The 18903-nt window shown below is 63.2% G+C and carries 21 protein-coding genes and 1 pseudogene; 8 read left to right on the plus strand and 14 right to left on the minus strand.

Features of this window, described 5'->3' with window-relative positions; genetic code table 11:
• Both ACN0X7_RS09975 and ACN0X7_RS09980 read left to right on the plus strand, forming a co-directional pair.
• Positions 1–127 (plus strand): annotated as a pseudogene (locus tag ACN0X7_RS09975) (IS5/IS1182 family transposase); the annotation flags it as partial.
• Between the two features lie 102 nt (positions 128–229).
• Positions 230–796, plus strand: coding sequence for a rhomboid family intramembrane serine protease (locus ACN0X7_RS09980; RefSeq protein WP_417516709.1), 567 nt, complete (start codon positions 230–232; stop codon positions 794–796).
• A 5-nt stretch (positions 797–801) separates the two neighbouring features.
• Here ACN0X7_RS09980 and ACN0X7_RS09985 read toward each other — a convergent pair whose 3' ends face one another.
• The gene (locus tag ACN0X7_RS09985; RefSeq protein WP_417516711.1) at positions 802–1329 is read right to left on the minus strand and encodes an acyloxyacyl hydrolase; all 528 of its coding nucleotides are present in this window, start codon (positions 1327–1329) and stop codon (positions 802–804) included.
• Here ACN0X7_RS09985 and ACN0X7_RS09990 point away from each other — a divergent pair.
• The 5 genes from ACN0X7_RS09990 to ACN0X7_RS10010 all read left to right on the plus strand — a co-directional run bounded on the left by ACN0X7_RS09990 (position 1319) and on the right by ACN0X7_RS10010 (position 6140).
• Positions 1319–2179, plus strand: coding sequence for a thermonuclease family protein (locus ACN0X7_RS09990; protein WP_417516713.1), 861 nt, complete (start codon positions 1319–1321; stop codon positions 2177–2179). The genes ACN0X7_RS09985 and ACN0X7_RS09990 overlap by 11 nt on opposite strands.
• Complete coding sequence (locus ACN0X7_RS09995) at positions 2176–3645, plus strand: M48 family metalloprotease (RefSeq protein WP_417516715.1); 1470 nt, start codon at positions 2176–2178, stop codon at positions 3643–3645. The genes ACN0X7_RS09990 and ACN0X7_RS09995 overlap by 4 nt, the downstream gene beginning before the upstream one ends.
• A gap of 61 nt (positions 3646–3706) precedes the next feature.
• Entirely contained in the window at positions 3707–4264 is a 558-nt protein-coding gene (locus ACN0X7_RS10000; RefSeq protein ID WP_417516717.1) for a helix-turn-helix domain-containing protein, read from the plus strand.
• A gap of 8 nt (positions 4265–4272) precedes the next feature.
• A complete protein-coding gene (locus ACN0X7_RS10005; protein WP_417516719.1) occupies positions 4273–4809 on the plus strand; it encodes a GNAT family N-acetyltransferase in 537 nt (178 codons plus the stop codon).
• Between the two features lie 128 nt (positions 4810–4937).
• Positions 4938–6140 carry a multidrug effflux MFS transporter gene (locus tag ACN0X7_RS10010; RefSeq protein WP_417516721.1) on the plus strand — a complete coding sequence of 401 codons (1203 nt, stop codon included), beginning with the start codon at positions 4938–4940 and terminating at the stop codon, positions 6138–6140.
• On the opposite strand, the gene argE is transcribed toward ACN0X7_RS10010, so the two are convergent.
• Positions 6137–7300 carry an acetylornithine deacetylase gene (argE, locus tag ACN0X7_RS10015; protein ID WP_417516723.1) on the minus strand — a complete coding sequence of 388 codons (1164 nt, stop codon included), beginning with the start codon at positions 7298–7300 and terminating at the stop codon, positions 6137–6139. The two genes, ACN0X7_RS10010 and argE, sit on opposite strands and share 4 nt — an antisense overlap.
• Before the next feature lie 50 nt (positions 7301–7350).
• Between argE and ACN0X7_RS10020 the strand changes: the two genes are divergently transcribed.
• Complete coding sequence (locus ACN0X7_RS10020) at positions 7351–8016, plus strand: SOS response-associated peptidase (RefSeq protein WP_417516725.1); 666 nt, start codon at positions 7351–7353, stop codon at positions 8014–8016.
• Between the two features lie 2 nt (positions 8017–8018).
• On the opposite strand, the gene ACN0X7_RS10025 is transcribed toward ACN0X7_RS10020, so the two are convergent.
• The 12 genes from ACN0X7_RS10025 to ACN0X7_RS10080 form a co-directional block, all read right to left on the minus strand.
• Positions 8019–8429: a DUF4864 domain-containing protein gene (locus ACN0X7_RS10025; protein ID WP_417516727.1), complete on the minus strand. Its 411-nt coding sequence runs from the start codon at positions 8427–8429 to the stop codon at positions 8019–8021.
• A 55-nt stretch (positions 8430–8484) separates the two neighbouring features.
• Entirely contained in the window at positions 8485–8721 is a 237-nt protein-coding gene (locus tag ACN0X7_RS10030) for a hypothetical protein (protein WP_417516729.1), read from the minus strand.
• On the minus strand, positions 8718–9329 hold the full coding sequence (locus ACN0X7_RS10035) for a LysE family translocator (protein WP_417516731.1): 612 nt from the start codon (positions 9327–9329) through the stop codon (positions 8718–8720). The genes ACN0X7_RS10030 and ACN0X7_RS10035 overlap by 4 nt, the downstream gene beginning before the upstream one ends.
• Entirely contained in the window at positions 9326–9655 is a 330-nt protein-coding gene (locus tag ACN0X7_RS10040) for a hypothetical protein (RefSeq protein ID WP_417516733.1), read from the minus strand. Before ACN0X7_RS10040 ends, ACN0X7_RS10035 begins: the two co-directional genes overlap by 4 nt.
• A gap of 145 nt (positions 9656–9800) precedes the next feature.
• A complete protein-coding gene (gene groL / locus ACN0X7_RS10045; protein ID WP_417516735.1) occupies positions 9801–11450 on the minus strand; it encodes a chaperonin GroEL in 1650 nt (549 codons plus the stop codon).
• Between the two features lie 58 nt (positions 11451–11508).
• Positions 11509–11796: a co-chaperone GroES gene (gene groES, locus ACN0X7_RS10050; RefSeq protein WP_417516736.1), complete on the minus strand. Its 288-nt coding sequence runs from the start codon at positions 11794–11796 to the stop codon at positions 11509–11511.
• A gap of 157 nt (positions 11797–11953) precedes the next feature.
• A complete protein-coding gene (gene hflX, locus ACN0X7_RS10055) occupies positions 11954–13255 on the minus strand; it encodes a GTPase HflX (RefSeq protein WP_417516738.1) in 1302 nt (433 codons plus the stop codon).
• A 25-nt stretch (positions 13256–13280) separates the two neighbouring features.
• Positions 13281–13523 (minus strand): RNA chaperone Hfq, encoded by a 243-nt coding sequence (gene hfq / locus ACN0X7_RS10060; RefSeq protein WP_417516740.1) that lies wholly within the window; start codon positions 13521–13523, stop codon positions 13281–13283.
• Positions 13524–13698: 175 nt separating this feature from the next.
• Complete coding sequence (locus tag ACN0X7_RS10065) at positions 13699–14586, minus strand: D-amino-acid transaminase (protein WP_417516742.1); 888 nt, start codon at positions 14584–14586, stop codon at positions 13699–13701.
• A gap of 14 nt (positions 14587–14600) precedes the next feature.
• Positions 14601–16061 carry a TrkH family potassium uptake protein gene (locus ACN0X7_RS10070; RefSeq protein WP_417516744.1) on the minus strand — a complete coding sequence of 487 codons (1461 nt, stop codon included), beginning with the start codon at positions 16059–16061 and terminating at the stop codon, positions 14601–14603.
• 17 nt (positions 16062–16078) lie between these two features.
• Complete coding sequence (trkA, locus tag ACN0X7_RS10075; RefSeq protein WP_417516746.1) at positions 16079–17455, minus strand: Trk system potassium transporter TrkA; 1377 nt, start codon at positions 17453–17455, stop codon at positions 16079–16081.
• A gap of 53 nt (positions 17456–17508) precedes the next feature.
• The gene (locus ACN0X7_RS10080) at positions 17509–18903 is read right to left on the minus strand and encodes a sigma-54-dependent transcriptional regulator (protein WP_417516748.1); all 1395 of its coding nucleotides are present in this window, start codon (positions 18901–18903) and stop codon (positions 17509–17511) included.

Here is an 18903-nt window from a genome sequence, read left to right on the forward strand (position 1 = left end):
CTTCAACAAGATCAAACACTTCCGTGCCATCGCAACGCGATACGAAAAGCACCCCGAGAACTATCTCGCCCTCATAAAGCTCGCGTCAGTTCGTATCTGCTTGAGAGCTAATGAGTCGGTGTCCTAGTCTGCGCCGTTGTGCACTTCCGCCCGATCGTCCGGGCCAACCGAGGAAACCGTCATTACCGATCGACTGAAACCGCCACCGCTCATCAACGCCCCCCGCGCCGTGATCTGGACCTGTCTGCTGCTGATCGCGATTCACCTCGTGCGGTCATTGCTGCCGCCGGAGACCGATGCCGAACTCCTGTTTCGCGGCGCGTTGATTCCTGCCGTGCTGGATCAGGGCGCGCCCTACTACTGGACGCTGGTCACCTACATGTTCCTGCATGCGGACTTCGGGCACGTCCTGATCAATGCGGCCTTCATCCTTGCCATCGGCAGCGGCGTGGCACGGTTGTCCAGCGGTCCGGTCTTCGTGACAATCTTCGTATTGAGCGGGCTGGGTGGCGGGCTGGCCATCTATCTGTTTTCGGATCCGCTGTCGCCCACGATCGGCGCGTCGGGTGGACTGAACGGCCTGATCGGCGCCGCCGCCGTGATGTTCTACCGTCATCGCGATCACGATCCCCGCGCCCGCATGATGGGAGCGATGGTTGCCATCGTCCTGATCATGAACGTGTTTCTGGCGCTTACGGGCGCGTCAGGCATCTCATGGCAAGGTCATCTGGGCGGTCTGCTGGCCGGACTGATCTATGGCTACGCGGCCCTGGGGCGTGCACCGCAACGAAGTTGAGCGGATCAGAAAAGCACGCTGAACGGGATCAGCAGTGAAATCACCGCAGACTCGGTGCCCGGATTGCGACGCCCCGACCCTGCATTGGAAATATGATTGAAACTGACCGAGGTACGGACCCCGTTGCCGAAGCGCCATCCCACTTCGATCTGCGAGCGGAATTCGATGGGGTGGCCCAGGTTCTTGCTTTGCCCGCGCAGGAAGACGCCGGGCGAGAAGCTGGGCGAAACGTAGAGATTCTCGGTCAGAAAGATCTCGGAATAGAGACCCACATGCAGGAAGACGCCGCCTTCCGTATTCGCCGTGACCCCGGCCAGCGGCTTGAACCACCAGTCGTTGTTCTGGCGATATTCGAGACGGCCTTCAACCGCGGGATCTTCCAACTGTACGGAATCGAAGAAACCGCCGCTGATGCCCAGCAGCGGTCCGGTCTCGTAGCGCGCCGCGTCCTTGGCCTGCACCGCACCGCAAAAAGCGACCGCCGTGCAGGCGACAGCGAATGCCATCGCCAGCCGAGACAGGATGGTCTTCATCAGAATCAGGCCCCTCTACCCATCGTTATTTGGTAATACGGAACAGTGGGATGGAGGTAAAGCATTGAACCGCGCTTTTGTGATCGCGATCTGCTTCATGGGCGCGTGCCTGGCCCAGCCGTCCGCCGCCGGATGGCAGGAACTGCCCGTGAAGCCCGGCGGTGCCGTCTCTGAAGTGATCGATGGCGACACCGTCATCCTGACCAATGGCGACGAGGTGCGGTTTGTCGGCATCCAGGCCCCGAAGCTGCCGCTCGGCCGGAAGGGTTTCCGCAAGTGGCCGCTTGCGGATGAGGCGCGGGAGACCCTGAGAACGCTGGTGCGGGGCCGAACCTTCGACGTCCGTATCGGCGAAACGGGGATGGACCGGCATGGCCGTGTGCTTGCACATCTGGTCAGCACCGAAGGCATCTGGCTCCAGGGCGAAATGCTGCGCCTCGGCATGGCCCGCGTCTACTCGTTTCCCGACAACACGGCGCTGGTCGGCGAGATGCTGCGGATCGAAAGACGGGCGCGCGCTGCCCGGTTCGGCATTTGGTCGCATCCATTCTACGCGATCCGATCCCCAGATGAACTGGGAGGACTGATCGGAACCTTTCAGATCGTGGAGGGTTCTGTTCAGGAGGCAGCGGATGCGAGGGGGACGATCTATCTCAATTTCGGTGAGGACTGGCGGACGGACTTCACGGTTGCCATCGACCGGCGTGCACGCAGCAGGTTCACCGATCCGGACCCGATCGACCTCGAGGGAAAACATATTCGCGTGCGGGGCTGGATCCGATCCCGGAACGGTCCCCTGATCCAGGTCACGCATCCCGAACAGATCGAGATAACGGAAGAAGAAAAATGATCAGATCACTACGTATTGTACTTCTGTCGGCGGGCCTGCTGTTCGCGGCTTCATGTCAGACGGTCCAGAATCCGGCGACAGGTGAAGACCAGTTCACCACCGTCTCGCCCGAACAGGAACGGCAGATCGGACGTCAGGAGCACCCGAAGGTGCTTGCCGAATTCGGCGGCGAATACAACGATCCGCAGCTGCGCGCCTACGTGGAGAATGTCGGTCGCAAACTGGCGGCCAATGCGGAACTGCCGGCCGAGCAGTTCACGTTCACCCTGCTGGACAGCCCAGTCGTCAACGCTTTCGCACTGCCCGGCGGCTATGTCTACATCACCCGCGGCATGCTTGCCGTTCTGAATTCGGAAGCCGAGATGGCCGGCGTTCTGGGACACGAGATCGGGCACGTGACAGCACGGCACAGCGCGACGCGCCAGACCAAGGGCCTGTTCGCCAATCTGGCCGTGATCGGTGCCGCCGTGCTGACCGGCAGCCAGCAGGTCGCCCAGCTCGGTCAGGTCGCGGCGCAGGGATATCTGGCCGGCCATTCCCGCGATCAGGAGCGCCAGTCCGACAGTCTGGGAATCCGCTACCTGTCCCGGGCCGGCTATGACCCGGACGGCATGGCCGAGGGTCTGAAGGCGCTGGGGCGCCACGGACAGCTGCTGGCCCGGATGTCGGGACGCGAAGCGCAGCAGATCAGCTTTCTTTCCACCCACCCCCAGACGCCTGAACGCGTCGCCGCCACCGAGCGCGAAGCACGTCAGACCGAAGTCGCCGGGGAAGCGCGCGTCGGTCGCGATGCCTATATGGATGCCATTGACGGCATGATCTACGGCAGCAGTCCCGAACAGGGCTATGCGCGCGGCAACCGCTTCTCGCACCCGCAACTGAGGTTCACCTTCACGGTGCCCGAGGGTTTCACGATGGACAACCTGCCCCAGGCCGTCGTGGCACGCGACCGCAACGGCCGGGCGCAGATCATTTTCGATCAGGAACCCGATCGTCGCGTGGCCGCCTCGGGCATCGGGATGGACAGTTACATCACACAGCAATGGGCCAGAGGTGCCAGGCTGGTCGACGTCGACCGGATTGATGTGAACGGCATGCCTGCCGCGACGGCGGTTGCCCAGATCAATTCGAACGGCCAGCAGATCGACGCCCGGCTTGTGGCGATCCGATATAATTCCGAGAAGATCTACCGGTTCGTGTTCGCCACGCCGGCCAGTCAGACGCGCAACTTCACCCGCGCCTTCCAGCGGACGACCTTCAGTTTCCGCAAGCTGAGCCAGCGTGAGGCCAGCCGCCTGCAGCCGCTGCGCATCGAGGTGCAGACCGTGCGGTCCGGCGACACGATCTCGAAGCTGACACGCGGCGATCAGCAGGACGGCTTCGAGGACGAACGCTTCCGCGTCATCAACGGCATGGGTCCTTCGGAGCAACTGCGGGCCGGCGAACTGGTGAAAGTCATCCGCTGACGGGCCGCGCTCCCGCGAATAAGCTATTGACGTGATCCATATGTGAGATAATTTCTCACATATGGATCATTCGCCTTTCGACATGAGGCTGGCCGCCCGGCTGAGGTCATTGAGAGATGACCGGGGCTGGTCATTGCAGAAGCTGGAACAGTTGAGCGGCGTCAGCCGTGCATCGCTTTCCCGGCTGGAGAATGGTGAGGTGAGTCCCACGACCCAGGTGCTCGCCAGGCTGTGCAACGCCTACGGGATGACCCTTTCGCGACTGCTGCTGTCAATCGAGGACGGGTTCGAACCCGTCGTCAGAACCGCTGATCAACCGGTCTGGCGGGACAGCGACGCCGGATTCGAACGGCGCTCGGTGTCGCCGCCGTCCCACGCGCTGGCCGCAGAGGTTCTATGGTGCCGGCTCGATCCGGGCGCATCCATTTCCTACGAAAGGCCGCCCCGGGAGGGGATGGAGCATCATCTGGTCATGCTGGAAGGTGCACTGACGGTCTTCCAGGACGGTCGCACGCATCGCCTGAAGCCCGGCGATTGTCTGCGCTACGTGCTGACCGGTCGGAGCCACTTCGAAACCGGCGATGATGCCGGTGCCCGCTATTTCCTGTTCATCATCTGAGACCCGCCATGACATCTGCCCCTGCCATTACCTACCGCGCCCTGACGGCCGACGAACTGGACGACCGTCTGGACGAACTGGTCAGCCTGCTGCACGACTGCGTGCATGATGGCGCGAGCGTGAACTTCGTCATGCCGTTCCCGCGCGCCGAGGCGGAACACTTCTGGCGGTCTATGGTGCTCGGCCCCGCACGCCGCGGCGACCGCACGATCCTGATCGCGGAAGCCGCAGGCCGGATCGTCGGTTCGGTGCAGCTCGACTGCGACACGCCGCCCAATCAGCCGCATCGGGCCGAGGTGACCAAGCTGCTGGTTCATCCGGATTTCAGACGGCGCGGCATCGCCAGACGGTTGATGCAGGATCTGGAGGCCCTGGCGATCCGGCGCGGACGCAGCCTGATCACGCTGGATACGCGGACGGGAGACAGCGCGGAACCGCTTTACACCTCGCTCGGGTATCAGACGGTCGGCTCGATCCCCGGTTTCAGCCGGGACGTGTTCACCGACAGGCTGGACGCGACGACTCTGATGTACCGGACGCTCTGAATTCCGGTCACCGTGCGCTGGTCCGACTTGATCCGCAGCACGTACCGCGTCATCTATTCATTCCGCGAACGGTCAGGCGACTCGGCAGTCGCAACGGGGCATGTCGCAACATTGCTGCGGGGGTTCGCATGACATCCACCACATCCGACCGACTGCGCGTGACCGGTTTCCTGATTGCGCTGCTGGCGGCACTGTCGGCCATCGGCCAGTTTGCCACGAACATTTATCTGCCCGCGCTGCCGTTCATCTCGGGCGAACTGGGTGTCTCCCCCGCCGAGGCCCAGCTGACGCTGACAGCCTATCTGCTGACCTTTGCCGCGACGCAGCTTTTCTACGGCCCGCTTTCGGACCGGTTCGGACGCCGCATCATCCTGACCGTCGGAATCCTGATCTTCATCGCGGGCAGCATTGTCTGCGCGCTGGCACCGGACCTGGAAACACTCGTGATCGGCCGCGTGCTGCAGGCGGCGGGCGGTGGCGGCTGCACGGTGGCTGCGCGCGCCGTGGTCCGCGACTGTTTCGACGGTCCGGCCCTGCAGAAGGTGATGGCACTGATCGCGATCCTGTTCGCGCTGGTGCCCGGCCTGTCGCCACTGTTCGGTGCGCTGCTACAGGAATATGCCGGCTGGCGGACGATCTTCTTCGTGACCGGTGGTGCCGGGGCGATCGTCGCCGTCCTGATGATCAGCCGCCTGCCCGAGACACTGATGCAACGGCTGCCGAAGCTGGATCTGCGGGAACTTGTCCACGGCTATGCGGTCGTTCTCGGTCAGCGCGAGTTTCTGCGCTACGCCCTGCCGACCTGTCTGATCTTCAGCGCGATGTTCGCCTTCTTCGGTGGTTCGCCCTACACCTTCATTCGCTTTCTGGACGTGTCGACGACCGAGTATGGTTTCTATCCGCCCTTCGCATCGACCGGGTTCGTCATCGGAGGTCTGGTCGTCCGGCAGTTGGCGGGCAAGGTCAGCGGACCCGGAATCTGCGCCATCGGTCTGGGCGTGGTGACGCTGGCCTGCGCCGTCGGCGTGATCGTTCCGGCGTTCATCGTCGTCCACAAGATGGCCTACATCATTTCGGTTGTGATGTTCGTCGCCGGTCTGGGCGTCTTCATGCCGACCGCCATGGCCAGCGCGCTGCAGCTCTTTCCGGAACGCGCCGGAACGGCGTCGGCCACGCTGGGCTTTCTGCAGATGGCGGGTGCCGGGCTCGGCAGCGCGCTGGTCGGCGTATATCAGGAACAGGCGCCGCTCTTCGCCTATCCGGCGATCATGCTCGTTTCCGTCGTCACCGCCGGACTGCTGTTCGCCGTGCTGAGGCCCTCGCGACCCTAGTTCTTTCCGGCCCAGTCGATCAGGCGGGCGAAGAAGCCCTCGCATCTGGCGATCTGGTCGAGCGCCACGAACTCGTCCGGCTTGTGAGCCTGCTCGATGTCGCCGGGCCCGCAGATGATCGTCGGCACGCCCGCATCGTGGTAATGCCCGGCTTCCGTACCGAAGCTCACCTTCGAGGTATCGTTCGACTGCGCGAACGCCTTGGTCAGTGTCACGACCTCGGACTCCTCGTCCGTGCCCAGGCCGGAAAACCAGGAAATGCGTTCGATCCCGATGCCCGTGTCTGGCTGTATGGCCTGCATTTCGACCGACAGTTCCGCCGCGCGGGCCTCGACGATACGGAACATGTCATCGATCTCGTCGGCAGGCAGATTGCGGAACTCGAACAGGAACTCGCAGTCCTTCGGCACGATGTTCAGCGCGGTCCCCCCCTGAATGACGCCAGTGTGGACCGTCGTGTAGGGCGGATCGAACGCGTCATCGAACGGGCCGTTGTCGCGCTTGTCGTGAGCCAGCTTTCGGATCGAACTGATCAGTTCCGCCGCATATTCGACCGCGTTCACCCCCTGATGGGTCAGCGAGGAATGGCATTCATGGCCGGTCAGCTTCACCCGCCACGAGGACTTGCCCTTGTGGCCGGTCACGACGCCCATGCTGGTCGGTTCGCCCACGACACACAGGCGCGGCTTGATCTCCAGCCCGCGCAGCATCGCGGCAAGCTGACGCCCGCCCAGACAGCCGACTTCCTCATCATAGGAGAAGGCGATGTGCACCGGCGTCTTCAGATCCGCCGCCGTGAAGTCCTCGACGTGCGACAGGCAGATGGCCAGGAAGGCCTTCATGTCCGCCGTCCCGCGCCCGTAGAGCAGGCCGTCCTTCTGGCTGAGGGTGAACGGATCGGTCGCCCAGTCCTGCCCGTCGACCGGCACCACGTCCGAATGGCCGGAAAGCATGATACCGGGCGTATCCGCCGGGCCGATGGTCGCCCAGAGATTGGCTTTCTCACCGGTCTCGTCGAATTGCAGTTCCGACGCGACGCCGCGTGCCTTCAGATAGTCTTCCGCCCAACGGATGAGATCGAGGTTGGAATTGCGGCTGGTCGTATCGAAGGCGATCAGGTCGCGCAGGATTTCGACGGTCTTGGTTCTTGGAGTGCTCATGGGACCGGATGTAGCATTTCCCGGGATTCCCCGAAAGCAGGATGGTTTCGATGTGCGGACGCTACAGTTTCACTTCCCCGTTGGAAGCCATGCGCCGGACGTTTCCGATCGAAGGTTCACCGAACCTGCAGCCCCGATACAATATCGCGCCGACGCAGACCGCACCCGTCCTGCGGCGGCACCCCGACGGACGTCTGCTCTGTCACGAGATCCGCTGGGGCCTGATCCCCTCCTGGTCGCGGGACATGACCGGCGCGGCCCGGATGATCAACGCGCGCGCCGAAACGGTTGACGAGAAACCGGCCTTCCGCGCCGCGTTCGGGCGGCGGCGCTGCCTGATCCCGGCGGACGGGTTCTACGAATGGGAAAAGCTGCCGGACGGTACGAAACAGCCCTGGCGCATCGTCATCGGCGACGGCCAGCCGTTTGCCTTCGCCGGACTGTGGGAACGCTGGGCGCATCCCGAAGAGGGCAATATCGATACCTACACGATCATCACGACAGAGGCCGCCGCGACCATCTCCTCGATCCACCACCGGATGCCGGTCATCCTGCAGGACACAGATCACCGCAACTGGCTCGACCCCGAAGCCGATGCGCCTGCGCTGAAGGCGCTGCTGCAGCCGAACGCCGGCGCGCGCGGTTATCGCGTGTCCTCCCGGGTCGGCAATGTCAGGAACGACGACGCAGCACTTTTCGACGAAGTGGACGCCTGACGTCAGACACCCAGTTCCGGGGCCTGACGCAGATCGACGCCGGTGATCTTCCAGACACCTTCGGCGTTCTGCTGCATGAAATAACGCGCTACCACGGCAGACCCGTTCTGGCCGAAGAAGAAGACTTCCTGAATGGTCAGCGACCCGGACTGTTCAAGCTGCTGGAACTCGACGGCGCGCGGCCGGTAGACCTGCGGATAGCCGGTCCGGACCATCTCCATGAAGTTCTCCGGGTTCCGGAAACGGGCCTGGATGCCGGGCGAGGCATGGCTGAAAGCCCGGTCGCCATCGTCCGTCTCGAAGGCCGCGATCTGATCCTCGATCACGGCGCGGATATCGTCCGCAGACCCGGCGAGCACCGGCGTCGTCAAGAGGACCGCAAGGCTCAGCACGACAATCTGCACCAGTTTCATAATCGCCTCCGATTTCCCGCTTCGACAATGTTACGTCGCGTCGGGCCGATGTGGATCACGTTGGTGCGCGTTGCCGAACCCTGATCCAGCGCCGCAACGCTATCAGCGACCACAGCCCTTCCGCGATCAGGAACGGCCACGACCCGATCAGCCAGGCATAGGTCGCTGCCAACGCACAGCCAGCGCTGAACAGGATGATGAAGTGACTGCTGGCGTCTTCCAGGGCATAGCTGCCGACCATGATGATGATCGCCACAACACCGAGGGTCTCGATCCAGCTTTCAGGGCTCACCGATCCGCCAGCGCCAGCTTCAGGCCGAGCAGACCGAAGGCACCGGCGAACGAGCGCCGAAGCCATTTCATCACGCCGGGACGGGAGATCACGTGGTCCCGCGCCAGGGCCGCGCAGGCCCCGTAGCCGACGAAAACGGCAAGGGTCATCGCCATGAAGACCAGCGCAAGTCCCAGCATGACGACGGTCGAACCGGCGGCACCCGTATCCACGAACTGCGGCAGGAACGCCAGGAAGAACAGCGAGAGCTTGGGGTTCAGGACATTCAGCAGAATGCCGCTGCGGATGATGCGCAGCGCCGACATCCGCGTCTGACGTTCAGGCATCTGCAAGGCCCCGCTTTCACGACTGATCGACCAGGCCATGTAGATCAGATAGGCGACACCGAGGTAGCGCACGACCTCGAAAGCGACGGCGCTGGTGTGCAGGATGGCCGACAGGCCGACAATCGACGCCACGATATGCGGCACGATTCCCAGGGTACAGCCGAAGGCCGCGACGACGCTCGCTCGCATCCCCTGCCCCAGCCCGATGGCCAGCGTGTAGATGACGCCCGTCCCGGGCAGCAGCACGACGACCAGCGACGTCAGCAGAAACTCGATGCTCATGCGTCAGCCAGCGCCTTGCCGTCAACACGCACCTCACCGGCTTCATTGTCGACGATGACGGCATTGTCGAAGATTTCGAGCGTCGGACGCACACCGAAGCGGCTCTCCATCCAGTCGGCCCAGCCCTCGTGGTACCAGGCGTCGGCATTCTCGCGGGTATCGAACATGTAGACCCCGCCGTTGGCCGCGTCGCCCATCAGATAATGCTTGCTGATCAGCCCCTTCACGTCGCGATAGATCGGCGTCGATTTCAGCGAATTCTCGATCACTGCATCTCGCGGGGCGCGGTCGCCCTCGAACGGAATGCGGACAATGGCGATGATCATGGCAAAGCTCCCTCTCGATACGGAGCGCGAGCCTACGCCTGTTTTCCGGAAACAGAAAGGCCGCACCCCTTTCCGGAGCGCGGCCTTCCCGTTCGTTCTTCAGGCAGATGCCCGTCCGGCGAACCGGCCGGGCGTCAGCGCATGATTACATCATGCCGCCCATGCCGCCCATGCCGCCCATGTCGGGCATGCCGCCGCCGCCGGAGCCGCCCTCATCGGGCTTGTCGGCGATCATGGCTTCCGTGGTGATCAGCAGACCGGCGACCGAAGCCGCGTCCTGCAGCGCCGTACGGACGACCTTGGTCGGGTCGATGACACCGGCCTTCACCAGATCGACATATTCCTCGGTCTGCGCGTTGAAGCCGAAGTTGGTCTTCTTCTGGTCCAGCAGCTTGCCGGCGACGACCGCGCCGTCAACACCGGCGTTCTCGGCGATCTGACGGGCCGGCGCCTGCAGCGCACGACGCACGATCTCGATACCGACGGTCTGGTCGTTGTTCGCACCTTCCATACCTTCGAGGATACGGCTGGCGTACAGCAGGGCCGTACCACCACCCGGCACGATACCTTCTTCAACGGCGGCACGGGTGGAGTGCAGGGCATCGTCAACGCGATCCTTCTTCTCCTTCACCTCGATCTCGCTGCCGCCGCCGACCTTGATCACGGCAACACCGCCGGCCAGCTTGGCCAGACGTTCCTGCAGCTTCTCGCGGTCGTAGTCGGACGTGGTCTCTTCCGCCTGGCGACGGATCTGGCCGCAGCGCGCCTGGATGTCATCCTTGGAGCCCGCACCATCGACGATGGTCGTGTCTTCCTTGTTGATGGTGACGGTCTCGGCGGTACCCAGCATGTCCAGCGTGACGCTTTCCAGCTTGATGCCCAGATCTTCCGAGATGACCTCACCACCGGTCAGGATGGCGATATCTTCCAGCATTGCCTTGCGGCGATCGCCGAAGCCCGGTGCCTTCACGGCAGCGATCTTCAGGCCGCCACGCAGCTTGTTGACGACCAGCGTGGCCAGGGCCTCGCCCTCGACGTCTTCGGCGATGATCAGCAGCGGACGCTGGGACTGAACGACGGCTTCCAGGATCGGCAGCATCGACTGCAGGTTGGACAGCTTCTTCTCGTGCAGCAGGATATACGGCTTTTCGAGCTCGACCGTCATCTTGTCGGCGTTGGTCACGAAGTACGGCGACAGGTAGCCGCGGTCGAACTGCATGCCCTCGACGACGTCCAGTTCGGTTTCCAGACCCTTGGCCTCTTCAACCGTGATGACGCCTTCCTTGCCGACGCGCTCCATGGCCTCGGCGATGATCTTGCCGATCTCGGCCTCGCCGTTGGCGGAAATGGTGCCGACCTGGGCGACCTGATCGTTGGTCGTGACCTTGGTCGTGCGGCTCTTCACATCCTCGACGACCTTGGCGACGGCCAGATCGATGCCGCGCTTCAGATCCATCGGGTTCATGCCGGCGGCAACGGACTTCAGACCCTCACGGAAGATGGCCTGTGCCAGAACCGTCGCGGTGGTGGTGCCGTCACCGGCCTCGTCGTTGGTGCGCGAAGCGACTTCGCGGACCATCTGCGCGCCCATGTTCTCGAACTTGTCCGTCAGTTCGATTTCCTTGGCAACGGAAACGCCGTCCTTGGTGATGCGCGGGGCACCGAACGACTTGTCGATCACGACGTTGCGGCCTTTCGGGCCGAGGGTCACTTTCACGGCGTCGGCGAGGATATCCACACCCTTCGCCATACGCGTGCGGGCATCAGAGCCGAATTTTACGTCCTTGGCAGCCATAGCTGTTTGAACTCCTTGTTTAAATTTCGTCGAATGGGTCGGTCAGAGCAGCGGCTGATCAGCCGATCACGCCCATGATGTCCGACTCCTTCATGATCAGCAGGTCTTCACCATCGATCTTCACCTCGGTGCCGGACCACTTGCCGAACAGGACGCGGTCGCCCTTCTTGACGTCCAGCTTGATCAGGTCGCCGGCGTCATTCCGCGCACCGTTGCCCACGGAAACGACCTCGCCTTCCGACGGCTTTTCCTTGGCGTTGTCCGGAATGATGATGCCGCCAGCGGTTTTCTCTTCCGACTCCACGCGGCGAACAACCACGCGGTCATGCAAAGGCCGAAAGCCCATCTTGTACCCTCCATCAGGTCATTGATCTTTTCGGATCATTAGCACTCACCGAAGTCGAGTGCTAATGATCACCATGGCGGAGATAATTGGAGCGGCATGCAGTGTCAACACGCAGCATCCGAAAATTTGTCAAAGGCCGGGAAACAAGGGGAAGCAGTCAGTCTTTCACCGACAGCGCCCGCCGTTTGGTCCAGCGGCCCGCATCCGCTTCGGAAAGACGGAAGGTGACGTGAATGCCGTCCTGTTCGTCCGTCCGGCTGACGATCTCGCCATTTCGATACAGCCAGGCGAGGGCCTCTCCCTCTGCCGGATCGACGACATCGGAGATCTCGACGCGGTCCCGGGCGATGCGCTGCCCCACCTCCGCCGCCAGATCATCCAGGCCCTCTCCCGCCAGCGCCGATATGACAACGCCGGGATGAGTCAGCGCCGCTGCGTGCTGGCGTATGCGTTCTGTCGATTCGGGATCCAGGAGGTCGACCTTGTTGTAGACCTCGACGATGCGCGGATTGTCTTCGGTCTCGATCCCCATGCTCTCCAGGATGGCATAGACGTCGTCGGCCTGGGCGTCCATTTCCGGATCGGACGCGTCACGCACATGCAGGATGATGTCGGCCTCAAGCACCTCTTCCAGCGTGGCACGGAAGGCGGCAACCAGTTGCGTCGGAAGATCGGCCACGAATCCCACCGTATCCGACATGATGACCGGACGCCCGTCCGTCAGCTCGACCGCCCGCATGGTCGGGTCCAGCGTCGCGAACAGCAGATCCTTGGCGAAGACGTTGGCACCGCTCAGACGGTTGAACAGGGTCGATTTGCCAGCATTGGTATAGCCGACCAGAGAGACCACAGGAAAGGGCACGTCGCGCCGGGTCTTGCGATGCAGTTCGCGCGTGCGGCGGACCTTCTCCAGCGCCTTCTCAAGCTGAACGATGCGGTCGTCGATCAGGCGGCGGTCGATCTCGATCTGGGATTCACCGGGCCCGCCCATGAAACCGGCACCGCCGCGCTGGCGTTCCAGATGCGTCCATGACCGGACAAGACGGCTGCGCTGATAATTGAGATGAGCTAGTTCCACCTGAAGGCGGCCTTCGCGCGTGCGCGCCCGTTCCCCGAAGATTTCCAGAATGAGGCCCGTCCGGTCGATCACCTTGAGCCCGACGGCCCGCTCCAGATTGCGCTGCTGGGTCGGTGTGAGTGCGGCATCGACGACCAGCAGTTCAAGCTCTTCCGCCTCGGCAGAGTTCGCGATCTCCTCGATCTTGCCCGCCCCGACCAGGGTGGCCGGGCGCGGCGCAACCATGCGCACCTGATCGCGCCAGACGATGTCGAGATCGATCGCCCTGCACAGGCCCACTGCCTCTTCCATCGCTGCGTCCTCGGACCGGGATGCAGACGAAGGGAAATAGGGTGCCAGCAGGGCGGTCCGAACGCGCTGCTTTTCGTGGTTCAGACTCAATCCGGTTGCGAGACGGGGCTTGCCGTCATTCCTGTTCGCCGCCTTCGAAGAGATCGATCGGATGCGACGGCATCACCGTCGAGATCGCGTGCTTGTAGACAAGCTGAACGTGCGCATCCCGACGCAAAAGCACGCAGAAATTGTCGAACCAGGTGATGATCCCCTGCAGCTTCACCCCGTTCACGAGGAAAACCGTCAGCGGCACCTTGTTCTTGCGCACGTGGTTGAGAAAGACATCTTGAACATTCTGTGGACGTTCGCTGGGCATTTGGCGTCGTTCCTATTGTTATTGCATCCTGGGACGTGGTCTGCGGCACTCCTTCTCTCGCTGGAAAGTCGAGCTGTCCCCGGATGATGGTTGCGAGACTCACATTAACAAAAGACATGGGGCCAAGCCACGCGTTTGCAAGAGATTCGGTTGCCTCGCCGCCCCGATGCGTCAATCAGGCGACAGTTTTCCCCGCGGCAATATTTGTATCTGCGCCAGATACATAGCGCTCGAAGGTTTCCACGATCCTCGTCGAGATGCTGCCGGGCCGCCCGTTCCCGATCACCTTGTCATCCACCTTGACGACAGGCAGGGCCAGACCGCTCGCGCTGGTCAGGAAAACCTCCCGCGCGTCGCGCAGTTCTTCAACCGAGAACGGCCGTTCGACGATCTCCAGACCAAGCTCCTGATTCAACGCGATCAGGGCCAGGCGGGTGATGCCGTTGAGGATCTCGTTGCCGGCCGGACGGGTGATCAGCCGGCCCTCCTGATCGACGATCCACGCATTGGTCGAGCTGCCTTCGGTGATCATGCCGTCGCCATCGACCATGAAAGCCTCATAGGCCCCCGCTTCCTTGGCGGCCTGCTTGGCGATGCAGTTCGCCAGCAGCGACACCGTCTTGATATCCCGGCGGGCCCAGCGCTGATCCGGCGCCGTGATGATCGCGACGCCGTTCTCGGCATTCTGCCGCCGGGCGGTAGCGGGCTTGGGACGGGCGTAGATGACCAGCGCAGGCTCCACATCCTTCGGAAAGGCGTGATCGCGCGGGGAAACGCCCCGGGTCACCTGAATGTAGACCCAGCCGTCCCGTACGCGATTGCGCCGCACCACCTCATCGATGATCATGCTCATCGCGCGGTCGCTCATGGGCCGGGCGATCTTCAGTTCCCGCAGGCTGCGGTCCAGGCGCTCCAAGTGGCCGATACCGTCGATCTGCTTCCCGCCCATGACGGGGATGACCTCATAGACGCCATCGGAAAACTGATAGCCGCGATCCTCGACATGCACCGCCGCCATGGTCTGGGCGGTATATTGTCCGTTCACGAATGCGATCCTGTTCACGGCGGCATCTCCGGTCAGCGGCCCCAGAAGGAGGGCGAGAAAAGTCCGAGCAGGGCCAGCAGTTCAAGCCTGCCGGCCAGCATGCCGACGATAATACCGAACTTCGAGACATTATCGAGGTCGGCAAGGCTGATTGCCTCGACGGTGACATAATCCGCCGCGGGTCCCGCATTGCTGAGCGCACCGACGGCCAGAGCCAGCGCCGTCGGCAGGTCGTAGCCGTTGAGATCGATCAGCACCGTCAGGACCGCAACCGAAAGCATGAACAGCATCAGGAAGTTCCACGCCGATCGCAGAACCGGCGGTTCAACGCGATATCCGCCATATGTCACGGTGGTGATCGCGTTGGGAAAGGACAGCCGGGTCAGTTCGGCACCGCCCTGGCGGAGCAGCAGCGCGAAACGCATCAGCTTGAACCCGCCCGCCGTGGAGCCCGCCGCGCCACCGATCATCATCAGGGTAAGCAGAAGGATCGAAAGCGATGTCGGCCAGGTACCCACGATGATTCCGCCTTCGGTGGACAGGCTCATGAATCCGGTCGTCGATGCGACCGATGCCACCGCGAACAGGCCACGCCCCAGGCTGGACCAGATGTCGGCGTCCGTACCCAGCCAGATGATCAGAAAGGCGATAGAGGCCGAAACCCCGCACAGCCTCCCGAACGCGCGGATCTCCGGGTCCTCGCGGTAGACCGAGAAGCGGCCGTGGAACGCCGCCCAGTGCAGCGTGAAGTTCAGCGCGCTCGCCAGCATGAAGACCACCAGCACGCCGCGGGACGCATCGCCCATGTTGGCGACACCGTTCGCGCTGGTCACGAAACCGCCGGTCGATACCGTGCTCATGGCGTAGCAGATGGCGTCGAAGGGCGGCACGCCGGTGATCCAGAGCATGGTCGCGCACACCAGCGTAATGATCAGGTAAACCCACCAGACAGCCGACAGCGTATCCTTGAGGCGGGAAATCAGAGCATCGGAGTCGCCTGACGGGATCGCGCTGCGGTAAACGGCCAGGCCACCCAGACCAAACAGGCCCAGCAGAACGACCGCGAGCATGATGGTCGCCAGCCCCCCGACCCATTGCATCTCCGCCCGCCAGAACAGCAGCGAGCGCGGCAGGTCCTCAGGGTTGAGAAAGACGCTGTAGCCGGTCGTCGTCAGGCCCGACATGGCCTCCAGATACGCATTGATCGGACCCGCAGCGGTATAGAATGGGATTGCCGCGAACACGGGCAGGAAGGTCCACAGCAGGAAAGCCAGCAGGAACGCCTCGCGCCGCCCCGGCTTGCGATCCCTGCCACCGACCCGGGCGAGCGTCAGCGATCCGCCCACCGCTGCGGTGATCAGCATCGTGATCAGAAAGATCCCGGGCGTATCGATCTCGCCGAAGAAGACGGCAAGCCCCAACGGCAGGATCATCGTCAGCGCGAACATCACTGCCGACCAGCCGAACACCCTCAATACGGCCGTCAGCGCCATGGTTCAGACCGCCCGCATCAAAAGAACCGCAAACCGACCGACAGCATGGCCTCCAGCTTCTTCACACTGCCCCGCAGTGCGAAGATGATGACACGGTCCTTGCGCTGGATCACGAAGGAACCGCGGGGCTTGAACACCTCATCGCCGCGCACGATGGCGCCGATGATCACATTGTCCGGGAACTCGATCTGACCCAGCGGCTTGCCGATCAGCCCGGATGTCTCCAGGGCCTCGGCCTCCATGATCTCGGCCGAACCGTCGCGGATGGAGTAGATCTGCCGGATGCGGCCGCGACGGACATGCTGCAGGATGCTGGAAACCGTGGTCGCGCGCGGATTGACGGCCACATCGATGCCAAGCGAGCCGATCAGAGGTTCGTAGGCGCGGTTGTTGACCAGCGTGATGGCCTTTTCGCACCCCAGTTGCTTGGCCATCAGGGAGGCGAGAATGTTGGTCTCGTCATCGTTGGTCAGCGCCACCACCGCATGCGCGCTGGAGATGTTGGCCTCTTCCAGAATTTCGTTGTCCAGGGCATTGCCGCACAGCACGACGGCGCTGGAAAGGCGATCCGCGACGAATTCCGCCCGGCGGCGGTCCGTCTCGATGACCTTCAGATTGACGCGGTCCTTCTCCTGCTCAAGATCGCGACCCAGCACCAGGCCGATATTGCCGCCGCCGACCACGACGATCCGGTGGGCGTCTTCCTCCTCGTGACCGAACAGGGGCATGGCGCGGCGGGCATGCTTCGTATCGACCACGAAATAGACATCGTCACCGGGGAACATCTGGTCGTCCGGGGCCGGCACGAACAGCTTGCCCGCGCGCACGATGCCGGTGACGATGATGTTCAGGTTGGGGAACAGTTCGGTCAGTTGCCGCAACGGCTGGTGCGCGATCGGGCAGTCGTCTTCGATCCGGACGCCGATCATCCTGACCTTGTCGTCCGCGAACGGCAGCATGTCGAACGCGCCCGGCATGTGCAGCGCGCGGTTGACCGCGTGCGCCACCTCGACTTCGGGAGAGATGATGGCGTCGATCGGCATGTGATCGCGGGTGAACAGGTGCGAGAACGAGGGCTTCAGATAGTTCTGCGCACGGATTCGCGCGATCTTGGTCGGCACGTTGAAGATCGAATGCGCGACCTGACAGGCGACCATGTTGACCTCGTCTGCGAAGGTCACCGCGATCAGCATGTCGGCGTCGGGTGCGCCCGCCCGGTCCAGCATGTCCGGATGAGAGGCAAAGCCGACAAGGCCCTGAATATCGTAGGACTCGCTGATCCGGCGGATCAACTCGGGTGACTGGTCGATGATCGTGACGTCGTTCTGTTCCTCCGCCAGATGACGGGCGATGTTCGAGCCGACCTGACCTGCGCCGCAAATGATGACTTTCATGGGCCGAACCTAGCGCGTTTCGAAAGGGCAAGAAACCGCAGAGAGGTCCTGCGCTACTTCGTCCTTTCGGACCCGACCCCGAGCAGCTTCAGCTTGCGATGCAGGGCCGAGCGTTCCATGCCCACGAACGCGGCCGTCTTGGTCACATTGCTTCCGAACCGCTCGATCTGGGCCAGCAGATACTCGCGCTCGAAGATCTCCCGGGCCTCTCTCAGGGGCAGCGACATGATCTCCTGACTGGTTTCAGGGCGCAGCGTTGCCGCCGCCCCGCCACCGAGGATCTCGGCGGGCAGCATGTCCACCGTAATCGGGGTGCGCGAATCGCCCGGTGCCATGATCAGCAGCTGTTCGATGGTGTTCTTCAACTGGCGCGCATTGCCCGGCCAGTCATGGGTCTGAAGCGCCGTCAGCGCGGCTTCGTCGATGGTGCGTGGCGGCAATCCGACCGCATCCGCGGACCGTTGAAGGAAATACCGCGCCAGCGCTGGAATATCGTCGCGCATCGAACGCAGCGGCGGCGTCTGGACCGGCACCACGTTCAGCCGGTGATACAGGTCGGACCGGAAGCGGCCCTCGGCCACCTCCTGCTGCAGATCGCGGCTGCTGGACGACAGGACGCGCACATCCACGTGCACGGGCCGGGCACCGCCGACCCGTTCGAAGGTCTGATCCAGCAGCACGCGCAAGATCTTGTTCTGCGTCTGCGCAGGCATGTCCGAAACCTCGTCGAGGAACAGCGTGCCGCCATGCGCCTGTTCCAGCAGGCCGATCTTGCGCGACTGGATATGGCCGTCCGTCGGGGCTTCCTCGCCGAACAGTTCGAACTCCATGCGCTCCGGCTCTATCGTCGCCGCATTCACCACGACGAACGGGCCGCCGGACCGCTTGGAGAGCGCGTGGATCCGCCGCGCGACCACTTCCTTGCCCGAGCCGGGCGGGCCGCTGACCAGCACCCGGCTGTTGGTCGGGGCGAGTTTCTCGATCGTCGACCGTAGCGTGCTCATGGCCTGGGACGCACCGATCAGCGCAGCCTCGCCGCCCGCCCTCAGCCGAAGTTCGGCATTCTCCCGGCGCAGTCGGGCGGTCTCCAGTGCGCGCTCGACGATCAGCACCAGACGGTCGGTCTGGAAGGGCTTCTCGATGAAATCGAATGCGCCGCGCTGGATCGCTGCCACGGCGGTCTCGATGTTGCCGTGACCGCTGATCATGACGATAGGAATATCCGGCAGACGCTCGCTCATGATGTCGAGCAGTTCCAGGCCGTCCAGGCGGCTGCCCTGAAGCCAGATGTCCAGGATCAGAAGCGCCGGCGCGCGGTCGGCAACGGCCGAGAGCGCACTGTCGGCATCGCTGGCGACGCGGGTTTCGTAGCCTTCATCGGACAGGATGCCTGCAACCATGGTCCGGATGTCGGCTTCATCGTCGACGATCAGAACATCTAGGGCCAT

This window comes from Minwuia sp., assembly GCF_048263705.1.
Taxonomy (GTDB): domain Bacteria; phylum Pseudomonadota; class Alphaproteobacteria; order Minwuiales; family Minwuiaceae; genus Minwuia.